We start from the raw sequence: 13,630 nt of genomic DNA, 5'->3' as shown, positions 1-13,630 counted from the left end.
TGTGCGCTTGCCCGCGCCGGCCGGCTGCTCCGCTTTCGCGGAGCGCGCGGCCTTCGTCACCCCTGCGCGCGCCGCCACGCTCAGGCCGCCCGCGTTTCGAGCACTTCCACCGCCGGCAGCTTCTTCCCCTCGAGGAACTCGAGGAAGGCGCCGCCGCCCGTCGAGATGTAGCTGACCTGGTCGTGGATGCCGTACTTCGCGATGGCCGCGAGCGTGTCGCCGCCGCCCGCGATCGAGAACGCGGACGATTTGGCGATCGCTTCGGCGAGCGTCTTGGTGCCGTTGCCGAACTGGTCGAACTCGAACACGCCGACCGGGCCGTTCCACACGATCGTGCCGGCCTTCTCGAGCTGGCTCGCGAGCGCCTTGGCCGTATCGGGGCCGATGTCGAGGATCATGTCGTCCGCTTCGATGTCGGCGACCTGCTTCACCGTGGCCGCGGCCGTCGGCGAGAATTCCTTCGCGGTGACGACGTCGGTCGGGATCGGCACCGATGCGCCGCGCTCGCGCGCTTCGTCGATGATCGCCTTCGCCTCGGCGACGAGATCGGCTTCCGCGAGCGACTTGCCGATCGACAGGCCGGCCGCGAGCATGAACGTGTTCGCGATGCCGCCGCCGACGATCAGCTGGTCGACCTTGCCGGCCAGCGACTTCAGGATGGTCAGCTTGGTCGACACCTTCGAACCGGCGACGATCGCGACCAGCGGGCGCGCCGGGTTGCCGAGCGCCTTGCCGAGCGCGTCGAGTTCCGCAGCAAGCAGCGGGCCCGCGCATGCCACGGGCGCGTACTTCGCGATCCCGTGGGTGGTCGCCTCCGCACGGTGCGCGGTGCCGAACGCGTCGTTCACGTACACGTCGCAGAGCTTCGCCATCTTCTGCGCGAGCTCGTCCGAATTTTTCTTCTCGCCCTTGTTCACGCGGCAGTTCTCGAGCAGCACGACCTGGCCCGGCGCGACGTTCACGCCGTTCTCGACCCAGTTCGCGACGAGCGGCACGTCGCGGCCGAGCAGGTCGGCGAGACGCTTCGCGACCGGCGCGAGCGAGTCTTCCGGCTTGAATTCGCCTTCGGTCGGACGGCCGAGGTGCGACGTGACCATCACCGCCGCGCCGGCGTCGAGCGCGGCCTGGATGGCCGGCACGGACGCACGCACGCGCGTGTCCTCGGTGATGTTGCCCTGGTCGTCCTGCGGGACGTTCAGGTCGGCGCGGATGAACACCCGCTTGCCGGCGAGCTGGCCGGCGGCGATCAGGTCGGTAAGACGCTTGACTTGGCTCATGTTGAACAGATTGAAGTGGTGGATGGGGAAAGGGGGTTCACGCTGGACGTGCGCGGGCTGCCGCGAAAGGGCGCCGGATGCGGCCGTGGCTGGCGGTTCGCAAGACGCGCACGGGTAAAAAATCTCGAACGGGCATTCTAGCCGATCCATCCGGCAGACTGACCCGTGCGACGGCGAATTCCGCCTATTTGGGATCGCGCGCCGGAACGGACGAATTGCCGCATCGCAGCAAGACAGGCGCACAGCCGGCCGGCAGTGATCGGGCCGGAAGGGCGGTGCATCAGAAGATCAGCCGCAGTGCGGTGAACACGAGCATCCCGATGACGATCGTGCCGAGCATGCTGCGCCGCCACAAAAACCAGCCGAGGCCGGCGAGCGCCGCGTAGAACGGATGATTGGACAGCCCGAACGACAGTCCGGCCGGCGTTTCGAGCACGTCGGGCAACACGACGGCGACCAGCGCGGCGGCCGGCGCGTAGCGCAGCGCGCGCTGCGCGCGTTCGGGCAGCACGGTGCGCTCGCCGCCGATCAGGAACAGCGCGCGCGTGACGGCCGTGACGATCGTCATCCCGACGATGACGATCCAGATCTCGGTCGCGCTCATTCGATGTCCTTTTCGTGCACGGTTTCGGTCCGGATGCGCCGCCAGTCGGCGCGCTCGACGAAGAAATCGGCCGCGCAGCCGGCCGCGAGCGCGGCGAGCACCGCGATCGGGAGCGCGAGCCGGTACGGCAGGTCGAACGCGATCAGCGACACGATGCCCGCGACCGCGACGGCCGCGAGCGTCGAGCGGTTCGCGACCGCCGACACCATGATCGGGATCAGCGCGAGCGTGCCGGCCAGCTCCAGCCCCCAGCTCGCGGGAAAGACGCTCGCGAGCAGGATGCCGGCGAGCGACGACACCTGCCACGACGCCCAGCTCGCGAGCGCCATCCCCCAGAAATACGCTTCCTTGCCCGGCACGCGGCCGTACGCGAAGCCCTGTTTCTGGAACAGCAGATAGATCACGTCGCCGTTGAAATAGCCGATCGCGAGGCGCCGCCACAGCGGCAGGTAGGAAAAATGGGGCGCCAGCCCGGCGCTGAAGATCACGAAGCGCAGGTTGACCATCGCGGCCGTGAGCAACACGGTCCAGATCGGCAGCTTCGCCGCGAGCAGCGGCAGCACCGCGAGCTGCGACGAGCCCGCGTAGACGAACAGCGACATCGCGCTCGCCTGCCCGAGCGTCATCACGGACTTGCTCATCGCGATGCCGGTGACGAGCCCCCAGGACAGGATCGCCATCAGTGTCGGGGAATAGTCGCGCGCGCCCTGGATCAGCGCGAAGCGGTCGGTGGCGGACAATCGAGCGAGCATCGGAAAGCGGGCCGCAGCGGGCGGTTCGTCGGGACGCCGGCGCCTCCTGCCGTGCGACCCATCGTTATTGGAATCGGTACCGGACGATTATAGCGCCGGCCCCGTGCCGCCCGACCGGATCGTCCCCAAATGACGCTAAAATAAGCGTCTTTCCGGTTCAACGCTGCACACCACCCGCAGCACATCACCGCTTCCAGGAGAATCCTATGTCAATGGCCGACCGCGACGGCAAGATCTGGATGGACGGCAAGCTGATCGACTGGCGCGACGCCAAGATCCACGTCCTGACCCATACGCTGCACTACGGCATGGGCGTCTTCGAGGGCGTGCGCGCGTACAAGACGGCCGACGGCGGCACCGCGATCTTCCGCCTGCGCGAGCACACCAAACGCCTGCTGAATTCGGCGAAGATCTTCCAGATGGACGTGCCGTTCGACCGCGAAACGCTCGAAGCCGCGCAGCTCGCGGTCGTGCGCGAGAACCATCTCGAGTCGTGCTACCTGCGCCCGATCATCTGGGTCGGCTCGGAAAAGCTCGGCGTGGCCGCGAAGGGCAATACGATCCACGTCGCGATCGCCGCGTGGCCGTGGGGCGCGTACCTCGGCGAGGACGGCCTCGCGAAGGGCATCCGCGTGAAGACGTCGTCGTTCACGCGCCACCACGTGAACGTGTCGATGGTGCGTGCGAAGGCATCCGGCTGGTATGTGAACTCGATTCTCGCGAACCAGGAAGCGACGGCCGACGGCTACGACGAAGCGCTGCTGCTCGATGTCGACGGCTACGTGTCCGAAGGCTCCGGCGAGAACTTCTTCCTCGTGAACAACGGCAAGCTGTACACGCCCGACCTGTCGTCCTGCCTCGACGGCATCACGCGCGACACGGTCATCACGCTCGCGAAGGACGCCGGCATCGAGGTCATCGAGAAGCGCATCACGCGCGACGAGGTCTACACGGCCGACGAAGCGTTCTTCACCGGCACGGCCGCCGAGGTCACGCCGATCCGCGAACTCGACAACCGCACGATCGGCAGCGGCGCGCGCGGCCCCGTCACGGAAAAGCTCCAGTCGGCGTTTTTCGATATCGTGTCGGGCAAGAACGCGAAGTACGCGCACTGGCTGACGAAGGTCTGAGCGCGCCGCGCCACCGACCGCCCCACACAAGAGTGATAAGAGAAAGTCTCATGAGCGAAATCAAGGAAATGCCGCTGGTCGAGCTGACGGCCAAGGATCTTCCCGCCTACTGCCCGAACCCGGCCATGACGCGCTGGAATGCGCACCCGCGCGTCTTCATCGACGTATCGCACGGCGAGGCGCGCTGCCCGTACTGCGGCACGCGCTACAAGCTGCGCGACGGCGAGGTCGTCAAGGGTCACTGAGCCCCGGCGGCCGGGCCTGACGGCCCGCCGACCCGCAAGGCGGCGCAGCCGGCAGTCCGGCGCGCCGCCCTTCCCCATTCTGGCAACCCGAACGCGGCGCCCGTGCGCCGTGCTTCATTACGACATCGGAAGTCGACCTGATGCGTCGAGCGCTGGTTATCGCACCGAACTGGATCGGTGACGCATTGATGGCGCAGCCGCTTTTTGCGCTGCTGAAAAAGCTCCATCCCCGCATCGCGATCGATGCCGTCGCACCCTCCTGGGTCGCGCCCGTGCTCGAGCGGATGCCCGAGATCCACGATGTCTACGCGACCGATCTCGCGCACGGCAAGCTGCAGCTGCTGCGCCGCTGGCAGCTCGCGAGCGACCTGCGCGACGTCGGCTACGACGCGGCGTACGTGCTGCCGAATTCGCTGAAGTCCGCGGTGATCCCGTGGCTCGCGAACATTCCGCTGCGCATCGGCTATACGGGCGAGCACCGCTACGGGCTGCTGAACGTGCGGCACGCGAACCCCGACAAGTCGGGCGAGCGGCCGCCGATGACGACCCATTACGCGGCGCTCGCGTACGCGCCGGGCGCGAAGCTGCCCGAGTCGATGAAGACGCTGCCCGCGCCGCGCCTGGACGCCGACCTGAACGAGACGGCGCGCGTGTCCGCACGTTTCAATCTCGATACGCGCAAGCCGCTCGTCGTGTTCTGTCCCGGCGCCGAATACGGCCCGGCCAAGCGCTGGCCGCCCGAGCACTTCGCGTCGCTCGCGACCATCGTCCACCAGTCGTTCCCGTATACGCAGATCGTCGCGCTCGGCTCGCCGAAGGATTCGGCCGCCGCGCAGGCGATCGCCGACCACGCGCCGAACGTGCGCAACCTGTGCGGGCAGACGTCGTTGTCCGAGGCGTGCGCGCTGATCGCGCGCGCGAACGCGGTCGTCACCAACGATTCTGGGCTGATGCACGTCGCCGCCGCGTTGCGCCGGCCGCTCGTCGCGTTGTACGGATCGACCGATCCGCGCCATACCCCTCCGCTGTCGGACCTGGCGAAGGTACAATGGTTACATCTCGAATGCAGTCCCTGCTTCGAACGCGAGTGCCCGCTCGGCCACCTGAAGTGCCTGCGCGAACTCGGTCCCGAGCAGGTATTCGGCGATTTGCGCGGCATGCTCGTCGGGCAGCGCTGACCCTGACCGGCAGCGTCGCACGGCGCGCCGGGCAATCCGATTCACCGGTGCACGGCGGCTCGATCCGGGCCGCCGTGCTGAATACGGCGCGCGATGCGCGCGAGAGACCACCCCGATGCCACGTTTTGCCCGCCTGTTCGAAGCTGCCGCCGATACGCTGAACGCCTACTACCAGGCCGTCGCGGATGCCAATCTCGACGCGCTGCTGGCGCTGTGGATCGACGAGGATTTCGCCAGCTGCGTGTGGGCGGACGGCGAGCATCTGCACGGCCTCGACCAGATCCGCAGCGGGCTGGGCAATCGCCTCGCGACGCGCCCCGTCACGATCGAGCCGCTCGACATCCGCGTGTACGACAGCCTCGGCACGGTCGTCTATACGATCGCCGAAGCACATCAGCAGGCCGACCTGACGGCCGAACCCGACATGGTTTTCGCGACGTACGTGATGATCCACGAACGTGGCGAATGGCGCATCGCGCACATCCACGCGAGCCCGATTCCTGAACGAGCGGCCGGACAATTCGCCGCGAAGATCCGTCACGGGCAGGGTCCGCTGCACTGACGAAAAACGAAGCAACGCATTAGCGGGGCGATCATGAGTACGGCTTCTCCGCCCACCTCGCCGCTGACCGGGCCCCCGGCCCCCGACGACGATTCATTGCGCTATCGCGCACCGCGCTGGCTGCCCAACAGCCATGTGCAAACCATCGTGCCCGCGCTGTTCGCGCGGCGGCCGGTAGTCGGTTATCGGCGAGAGCGATGGGAAACGCCCGACCATGACTTCATCGACCTCGACTGGGTCGCGCACCTCGACAGCGCGGCGCCGGCGCCCGACGCGCCGCTGTTCGTGCTGTTCCACGGCCTCGAAGGCAGCTCCGGCTCGCACTACGCGCTCGCGATGATGGCCACCGCGCGCGCGCACGGCTGGCACGCGGTCGTCCCGCACTTCCGCAGTTGCAGCGGCGAGATCAACCGGCAGCCGCGCTTCTACCATCTCGCCGACAGCGCCGAGGTCGACTGGATCCTGCGCCGGCTCGCCGCGCAGCACCGCGGACCGCTGGTCGTGGCCGGCGTGTCGCTGGGCGGCAACGTGCTGCTGCGCTGGCTCGGCGAGCATCGCAGCGACACGTCGATCGTGCGCGCCGCCGCCGCGATCTCGACGCCGATCGACGTGCATGCCGGCGGCCGCGCGCTGTCGCAGGGCTTCGCGATGGTCTACACGCGCAGCTTCCTGAAGACGCTCAAACGCAAGGGGCTCGCGAAACTCGAACAGTATCCGGGGCTGTTCGACCGCGACGCGATGCTGCGGGCCGTGACGATGCGCGACTTCGACGAAGTCGTGACCGCGCCGCTGCACGGCTTCGCGAACGCGGACGACTACTGGACCCAGGCGACGACGCGCCCGCTGCTGCGCGCGATCGACGTGCCCACGCTGATCCTCAACGCCCGCAACGACCCGTTCCTGCCCGAATCGGCGCTGCCGGGCCCGGCCGACGTGTCGCCGGCCGTCGAGCTCGACCAGCCCGCGCACGGCGGCCACGCGGGCTTCATGACCGGGCCGTTCCCCGGCCGCCTCGACTGGCTGTCGGCGCGGGTGTTCGGCTATTGCTCGAAATTCGTCGACCATGGATGACATCGTCAGGCAGGCGCTCGCCAAATGGCCGAACGTGCCGCATTGCACCGGCTGGCTGCTGCTCGATCGGCGCGGCGCATGGCGGCTGCGCGACGACGCCGCGCAGGCGGCCGGCGAGCTCGGTTCGCCGATCCGGCATGCGGCGCTGAACGCGTTCATCGGCCGCAACTACGCATGCGACGCGCAGGGCCAGTGGTTCTTCCAGAACGGGCCGCAGCGCGTGTACGTCGAACTCGCCTATACGCCGTGGGTCGTGCGGCTCGCCGAGCATGACGGGCAGCTTGCGCTCACCGACCAGACGGGCGCCCCGTTCAAGCCGGAGGCAGCGTGGCTCGACGACGGCGGCGGCGTGCTGTTTCGCGACGCCGGCACGCCCGCGCGCATCGCGGCGCTGCACGATCACGACCTCGGGCTGTTCGCCGATCACGCGGATTTCGATGCCGAGCCGCCCGTGCTGCGCTGGCGCGACGGCCGTACGCTGCCGCTCGGCAGCATTGCGTGCGCCGACGTACCGGCACGGTTCGGCTACGTCGCCAGCCCGGCGCGCCGCGCGCGCGACGCGGCCGACAGCGACCAGTGAGCCGCGGCGGCACCGGCCGCGTTCGCCGCGCGATGGCCGCTACCCGCGGCCGTTCTTCTCGTCGTCGCGCTCTTCCTTGTAGCGCGCCTCGAATTCCAGCAGCCGCGCGCCGATGATCGACTGCTCGTAGAACGACACGTCCTTCGCGTCGCGCGCTTCCTTCAGTTGCCGGATCGCCGATGGCCACGCGCCGTCGAGCGCCAGTTTCTCCGCCAGCGCGCGGCGCCGCGCGAGCACGTCGCCCTTGCCGTCGCTCGCCTTCGCGAGGTAATCCCACCAGTCCGGCTGTTCGGGGTCGGCCTTCGCCTGCGCCCGCGCGAGCGTCTGCGCGTCGGCGAAGCGGCGCGCGGCGATCAGCGCCTGCAGGTGCGCGACGATCGCCGCGTGCGACGCCGGCCAGTGCCGCTGCGCGAGCGCCGACAGCCGTACCGCGTCGTCGGTCCGGCCCGCGCGGCGGGCGATGTCGGCGGCCAGCACGTCGAGGCTCGGCGAACGGGTGGCCGGATCGTCGTCGCGCCGCCCGCGCTCGTCGAACGCGCCGCGCGCCGACGCGAGCGCCTTGTCCGCCGCATCGTACTGGCCGAGCAGCGTGTTCGCGAGCGCGATGCCGTACCAGTTCGCCGCGACGTTCGGCGCGGTGCGATCGTCGATCTCGAGCTGCATCCGGCGCGCCTCGGCCGAGATGTCGGTCGGCGCCCGGTTCTGCAGGATGCGCAGCCGCGCGCGCACGAACCCGTATTCGGCCGACTGGCGCGGTTGCCGGTACGGCGCGCGGCGCGCACGATCCTCCATGTCCGCAATCCGCTCGCCGGTCAGCGGATGCGTGCGCGCGTAGGCCGGCACGCCCGCATCGCCCATCGACGCGCGATCGAGCCGCTCGAAGAAGCCCGGCATCCCATACGGGTCGTAGCCGGCTCCCGCGAGCAACTGGAAGCCGACGCGATCGGCCTCGCGCTCGGCCGAACGCGAGAAGCGCAGCTGGTTGTCGACCGCGTACGCCTGCCCGCCCATCGCGATCGCGCTGCCGAGATCGCCGCTGCGCGCGAGCACGCCGGCCAGCACGCCGAGCAGCATCGTCGCGAGCGCCGTGTAGCCGCTCTTCTCGCTCGCGCCGATCATCCGCGCGATGTGCCGCTGCAGCACATGCCCCATCTCGTGGCCGACCACAGATGCGAGCTCCGACTCGGTCTGCGTCGTCACCACCAGCCCGCTGTTGATCCCGATGAAGCCGCCCGGCATCGAGAACGCGTTGATCTGCGGATCGCGCACCGGGAACAGGTCGAAGTCGGGCGTGTAGCCGCCGATGTAGCGCGCCGCCGCCGCGGCCGCGAGCCGCGCCGCCATCGCGTTCAGGTAGTCGCGCACGAGCCAGTCGTCGAGATAGTCGGGATCGCGCCGCACCTCGCGCATCACGCGCTCGCCGAGCCGGCGCTCGGCCCGCGGCGTCAGCGCGCCGCCGGAGCCGTCGCCAAGATCGGGCAGCTCCAGCGCACGCAGCGGCGCGCGCAGGCTCGCGACCGGCGCCGACGCACCGTCCGCGCCCGAGAACCGGCTCTCCGCGCCGCCGTACGTGCCGAACACGCCGGTCGCGATGCCGGACGGCACGGTGGATATCGACGTCGCGCCGCCCGCTGCCGGCTCGAGCGGCGGCGCGGCGGCGCTCTGCGCATGGCCGCCCGGCGGCAGCGCAAGCGCGGCCGACAGCGACACGGCAAGCAACTGTTTGACACGCATGGCAGGATGAATACGACGCCGTCCCGCGCGCGCGGCGCGCATCGCGGCGTTTGGTCTGAATATTCGGGTCATTGTACCGGCGCCGCGACGACTGTCCCCTGCCGCGCATGCGTCATCTGCGCGTCCGGCAACGCGAACGCCGCTGCTATGATAGGCGCCCGCTGCGCGGTTGGATCGGTTCGTCGCGCCGGTACGGGATTCGAAGCGCGGCCGACCGCGAAGCCGGATCGACGGACGTGCGCGCGCACGCCGTTCCACGAGAGGAAGACATGTCAGGACTCACCCATTTCGATGCCGCCGGCCATGCGCACATGGTCGACGTCGGCGACAAGCAGGAAACGCGGCGCATCGCGATCGCGCGCGGCACGATCCGGATGCTGCCGGCCACGTTCGCGCTGATCCGCGACGGCAAGGCCAAGAAAGGCGACGTGCTCGGCGTCGCGCGCATCGCGGCGATCCAGGGCGCGAAGCGCACGGCCGATCTCATTCCGCTGTGCCACCCGCTCGCGCTGACGCGCGTGGCCGTCGACTTCGAACTCGACGACGCGCTGCCGGGCGTGCATTGCGTCGTGCAGGTCGAGACGTTCGGCCGGACCGGCGTCGAGATGGAAGCGCTGACGGCCGTCCAGGTCGGGCTGCTGACCGTGTACGACATGTGCAAGGCGGTCGACCGCGGGATGGTGATCACCGACGTGAGCGTGCGCGAGAAGCGCGGCGGGAAGTCGGGGGACTGGAAGGCGGAAGACGCGGCGGGCTGAACGGCCAGGGCGCAGCCGGCCCGCAAATTCGAGATAAAACCGTTTATCTCATACAATTACCGGATTCCGCACGAGAGAGCGTGCGAACCAGCAAAACAGCACAACAAAGCGAGCCCTGGTGATGAATTCGCAAGCGTTAAGAAGCGCGTTGCTGGCCGGACCGGTCCAGCACGCGCGCCTCGTCAAGCTGGATACCCCGCTCGGCCCTGACGTCCTGTTGCCGCAGCGGGTCGCGGGCCGGTCGCGGCTCGGGCGCCATTTCGAGTTCACCGTCGATACCGTGTCGGTATCCGACGACGTCGAACTCAAGAAACTGATCGCGCAGCCGGTGACGCTCTGGATCCAGCAGGCCGACCAATCGTACGCGCCACACCACGGCTATGCGCATGCGGTCCGCCGGCTCGGATCGGACAGCGGCGTCACGCACTACCAGATCGTCTTTGCATCGTTCCTGCACTTCCTGAAGTTCCGCCGCGATCAGCGCATCTGGCAGGACCGGTCGGCCGACGACATCATCGCCGACGTGTTGAACCAGCACCCGCAGGCCCAGGGCCGCTTCACGTTCCAGCTCTCCCGGCCGCTGCCGTCGCGCTCGTTCTGCATGCAATACGAGGACGACTGGAATTTCGTGCATCGCCTGATGGAATCGGAAGGCCTGTACGGTTTCTGGGAACAGGACAACGACGGCAGGTCGCACCGGCTCGTCATCGTCGATCGCCTCGATGCGTTGCCCGCGCTGTCGCCGCGAACCGTGCGCTTTCATCACGCGGGCACGGGCGACGAAGCCGACACGCTCGTCCAGTTCACCGGTACGCGCACGCTGCGCAGCGTCGCGCGCGCCACGCGCACGTTCGACTACAAGCAGCCGCCCACCGCGTCGAATCCGAAGGCCACCCACACGCCGACGATCGCGAACCAGGGCGACCTGCCGGGGCAGCTCGAAGTCTACGAATACACGGGTGCGTACACGTATCCCGAGCAGTCGCGCGGCGACCATCTGTCGAAGATCTGGATGGAAGAACAGGAATCGCAAGCGAAGCGCTTTCATGGTGTCGGCGGCGTGCGGCGCATGGACGCGGGACGCACGTTCGCGTTCGCCGATCATCCCGAACACGACAAGGACGATGCCGGTCAACGCGAATTCGCGGTGATCGAGACGACGTGGGTCATCGTCAACAACCTGCCCGTGGCCGACGAGTCGGCCGTTTTCCCGCACAGTCTGCAAGCCGAGATCGGCCGCATCGTGCAGGCAGGCGATACTCCGCTGTCGCGTGTGCGTCATCCCGACGGCACGGAGGGCTTCTATCAGATCCGCATCGAAGCGCAGCGCACGACGGTGCCGTTCCGCAGCCCGTTCGAGCATGCGAAGCCGCCGATGCACCTGCAATCCGCGATCGTCGTCGCCCCGCAGGGCGAAGAGGTCCACACGGACGCGCTCAACCGGGTCAAGGTCCGCTTCCACTGGGACCGCCTGAACGACGGCGACGAAAAGGCATCGTGCTGGCTCCGCGCCACGTCGTCCGATTCGGGCAACGGCTACGGCGCCGTTCACCCGCACCGCAGCGGCGAGGAAGTGCTGGTCGACTTCGTCGGCGGCGACTGCGATCGTCCGATCATCGTCGGCAAGGTCTACAACGGCGCGACGAGTCCGCAATGGCACAGCAACGGGATCCTGTCCGGATACCGGTCAAAGGAATATGCGGGCGCCGGCTACAACCAGCTGGTACTGGACGACGCGACGTCGCAGAACCGCGTGCACCTGTACAGCAGCCAGACCAACGCACATCTGCATCTGGGCTACCTGATCGACCACGCGGGCAACAACCGCGGCAGCTATCTCGGCAGCGGCTTCGACCTGCGCTCGGACGCCTACGGCGCCGTGCGCGCGAACCGCGGGCTGTACGTCACGACGCATCCGAAGCAGGCGGCAAGCCAGCCGCTCGACGTCGACGAGACGCGGGAGCAGCTCGTGCGCGCGGAAGGACTGATCGACGCGATGTCGCAGGTCAGCGCGCAGCATCAGGGCGAGTCGCTCGCCCCCGGCCACTCGGCACTGAAGCAGTTCGCCGATGCGACGCGGAACAGCGTGAGCGGCGGCACGTCGGGCGGGCGGACGGCCGGCGGCGGAACCGGCAGCGCGAATGCGTTCAAGGAGCCGGTCATGCTGTTCGGCAGCCCGGCCGGCATCGGGATGTCCACGCAGCAATCCGCGCAATTTGCCGCGGACCAGCAGATCAACCTCGTCAGCGGACAAAGCACGCACGTCGCCGCCGGGAAATCGCTGGTCGCCAGTGTCCTCGACCGGATCAGCCTGTTCGCGCAAAACGCGGGGATGAAGTTGTTCGCCGGCAAGGGCAAGGTCGAAGTGCAGGCGCACGCGGACAACATCGAGCTGACCGCGCAGAAGGCGCTGAAGCTGATCGCCGTCACGCAGTCGGTCGAAGGCGCCGCGGCGAAGGAAATCCTGCTGACGTCCGGCGGCGCCTATATCCGCATCGCGAACGGCAACATCGAGGTGCATGCGCCCGGCAAGATCGACATCAAGGGCGCGCAGCATGCGTTCAGCGGCCCCACCCACCTGTCGCAAGCGATGCCGACGCTGCCGAACTCCAACGGCAACTACGACCAGGCGTTCATCGCGCACTGGGCCGGCACCGACATCCCGGTCGCGAACACGCGGTACCAGATGTTCTCGAACGGACAGCTGATCTCGGAAGGCGTCACCAACGCGGCAGGCGAGACAGAGCTCACGCAGAGCCACGTGCCGCACGACGTCGTCGTCAAGTTTCTGGGGAAATCGAATGGCTGACGGACAACAGGACAAGGTGCTCGGAACCGGTGCGGCGATGCTCACCCCGACGGGATACCAGGATCGGCCGAAGGTACAGATCAACATCTGCGACAAGCATGTGACGCCGGCGGCGGATTCCATTATCGGAACGTGCCCGTACTACTACCGGCCGCTGCATGGCGAGTACTGGGAAACGGTCGAAAAAGTCAGCACGTCGAGTATCTGGGCAACCGTCAAGAAATTCGCGACGTCATGGGATCCGTGGAAAGACACGAAAGTTGCCCGTGAACTGCTGCATCGGCGGGAGAACCTGATACAAGCCGAAAGCACCGATTCCGACTGGTCCCGCCACGGCAATTTCATGATGCGTCATATCGGATGCGGACATAAGCCGCCGGGATATTACGTCAGCTACGGTTACTACTATTGCTCGAATTACGGCAAATACCTGCTCCCGCAATTGAGCGACAAAGGCAAGGCGTGGCTTGCGAGCGCACGCTGGTTCCTGCAGCATTATCTGGAACAGGGTTTGCAGCAGAACATGCGCGGCGACACCATTTCGATCAGGGGCAAGAAGCCGAACAGCGGCGGTTGCGAGATGAACGTGCCGCAGTACGCGCTCGAACTGGATGACGACACCTTCAAGACGTACGCGTTCAAGACCCACCCTCTCGCCTATCTCGACGGCGGTCTGGCCGGGCTCGGGCCTGTCGATATGTACTACATCCTGAAGCAACCCAACGCCCAGGAATGGGGTGATCTCAGGACATTCTCCCAGGCATTCGACAGCGGTGTCGGCGTGGGCAAACAGTACGTCGACAATACCGTCGAATATGCGAAAAAGGCCGGTGATGCCGTCAACGAACATGTCATCGACCCTGTTGCACAGGCAATCGAAAAACTGATGCCGAAATGAAATGACGAAAAAATTCCTGAAGCTGTCGCTCG

Annotated in this window: 13 protein-coding genes; 9 read left to right on the top strand and 4 right to left on the bottom strand. The window is 67.7% G+C overall.

Annotated features, from left to right (window positions below; all coding sequences use genetic code 11):
- Positions 1–80 precede the first annotated feature (80 nt).
- The 3 genes from J8I33_RS25320 to J8I33_RS25310 all read right to left on the bottom strand — a co-directional run bounded on the left by J8I33_RS25320 (position 81) and on the right by J8I33_RS25310 (position 2,633).
- Positions 81–1,277: a phosphoglycerate kinase gene (locus tag J8I33_RS25320; protein WP_050014551.1), complete on the bottom strand. Its 1,197-nt coding sequence runs from the start codon at positions 1,275–1,277 to the stop codon at positions 81–83.
- Between the two features lie 280 nt (positions 1,278–1,557).
- Positions 1,558–1,881 carry an AzlD domain-containing protein gene (locus J8I33_RS25315; protein ID WP_050014552.1) on the bottom strand — a complete coding sequence of 108 codons (324 nt, stop codon included), beginning with the start codon at positions 1,879–1,881 and terminating at the stop codon, positions 1,558–1,560.
- Complete coding sequence (locus J8I33_RS25310; protein ID WP_050014553.1) at positions 1,878–2,633, bottom strand: AzlC family ABC transporter permease; 756 nt, start codon at positions 2,631–2,633, stop codon at positions 1,878–1,880. The genes J8I33_RS25315 and J8I33_RS25310 overlap by 4 nt, the downstream gene beginning before the upstream one ends.
- A gap of 206 nt (positions 2,634–2,839) precedes the next feature.
- Between J8I33_RS25310 and J8I33_RS25305 the strand changes: the two genes are divergently transcribed.
- From J8I33_RS25305 to J8I33_RS25280, 6 genes are all read left to right on the top strand, one after another.
- Complete coding sequence (locus tag J8I33_RS25305; protein WP_006477940.1) at positions 2,840–3,763, top strand: branched-chain amino acid transaminase; 924 nt, start codon at positions 2,840–2,842, stop codon at positions 3,761–3,763.
- A 50-nt stretch (positions 3,764–3,813) separates the two neighbouring features.
- Positions 3,814–4,008 carry a zinc-finger domain-containing protein gene (locus J8I33_RS25300; RefSeq protein WP_006482499.1) on the top strand — a complete coding sequence of 65 codons (195 nt, stop codon included), beginning with the start codon at positions 3,814–3,816 and terminating at the stop codon, positions 4,006–4,008.
- 140 nt (positions 4,009–4,148) lie between these two features.
- A complete protein-coding gene (gene waaF, locus J8I33_RS25295; RefSeq protein WP_050014556.1) occupies positions 4,149–5,186 on the top strand; it encodes a lipopolysaccharide heptosyltransferase II in 1,038 nt (345 codons plus the stop codon).
- Between the two features lie 115 nt (positions 5,187–5,301).
- Positions 5,302–5,748 carry a nuclear transport factor 2 family protein gene (locus tag J8I33_RS25290; RefSeq protein ID WP_050014558.1) on the top strand — a complete coding sequence of 149 codons (447 nt, stop codon included), beginning with the start codon at positions 5,302–5,304 and terminating at the stop codon, positions 5,746–5,748.
- A 33-nt stretch (positions 5,749–5,781) separates the two neighbouring features.
- Positions 5,782–6,819: an alpha/beta fold hydrolase gene (locus J8I33_RS25285; RefSeq protein WP_050014560.1), complete on the top strand. Its 1,038-nt coding sequence runs from the start codon at positions 5,782–5,784 to the stop codon at positions 6,817–6,819.
- Complete coding sequence (locus J8I33_RS25280; RefSeq protein ID WP_050014561.1) at positions 6,812–7,399, top strand: DUF2946 family protein; 588 nt, start codon at positions 6,812–6,814, stop codon at positions 7,397–7,399. The genes J8I33_RS25285 and J8I33_RS25280 overlap by 8 nt, the downstream gene beginning before the upstream one ends.
- A gap of 39 nt (positions 7,400–7,438) precedes the next feature.
- Here J8I33_RS25280 and J8I33_RS25275 read toward each other — a convergent pair whose 3' ends face one another.
- The gene (locus J8I33_RS25275) at positions 7,439–9,133 is read right to left on the bottom strand and encodes a M48 family metalloprotease (RefSeq protein WP_209939370.1); all 1,695 of its coding nucleotides are present in this window, start codon (positions 9,131–9,133) and stop codon (positions 7,439–7,441) included.
- Positions 9,134–9,402: 269 nt separating this feature from the next.
- Between J8I33_RS25275 and moaC the strand changes: the two genes are divergently transcribed.
- The 3 genes from moaC to J8I33_RS25260 all read left to right on the top strand — a co-directional run bounded on the left by moaC (position 9,403) and on the right by J8I33_RS25260 (position 13,598).
- The gene (gene moaC, locus J8I33_RS25270; protein WP_050014564.1) at positions 9,403–9,891 is read left to right on the top strand and encodes a cyclic pyranopterin monophosphate synthase MoaC; all 489 of its coding nucleotides are present in this window, start codon (positions 9,403–9,405) and stop codon (positions 9,889–9,891) included.
- Positions 9,892–10,012: 121 nt separating this feature from the next.
- Positions 10,013–12,700 carry a type VI secretion system Vgr family protein gene (locus J8I33_RS25265; RefSeq protein ID WP_209939369.1) on the top strand — a complete coding sequence of 896 codons (2,688 nt, stop codon included), beginning with the start codon at positions 10,013–10,015 and terminating at the stop codon, positions 12,698–12,700.
- The gene (locus tag J8I33_RS25260; protein ID WP_050014566.1) at positions 12,693–13,598 is read left to right on the top strand and encodes a hypothetical protein; all 906 of its coding nucleotides are present in this window, start codon (positions 12,693–12,695) and stop codon (positions 13,596–13,598) included. Before J8I33_RS25265 ends, J8I33_RS25260 begins: the two co-directional genes overlap by 8 nt.
- Positions 13,599–13,630: the final 32 nt, after the last annotated feature.

It is taken from the genome of Burkholderia sp. AcTa6-5, assembly GCF_017815075.1.
Classification (GTDB): Bacteria; Pseudomonadota; Gammaproteobacteria; order Burkholderiales; family Burkholderiaceae; genus Burkholderia; species Burkholderia sola.
Note: the sequence above shows the minus strand (reverse complement) of the source record. Positions and strands in the feature narration are given on the sequence as shown.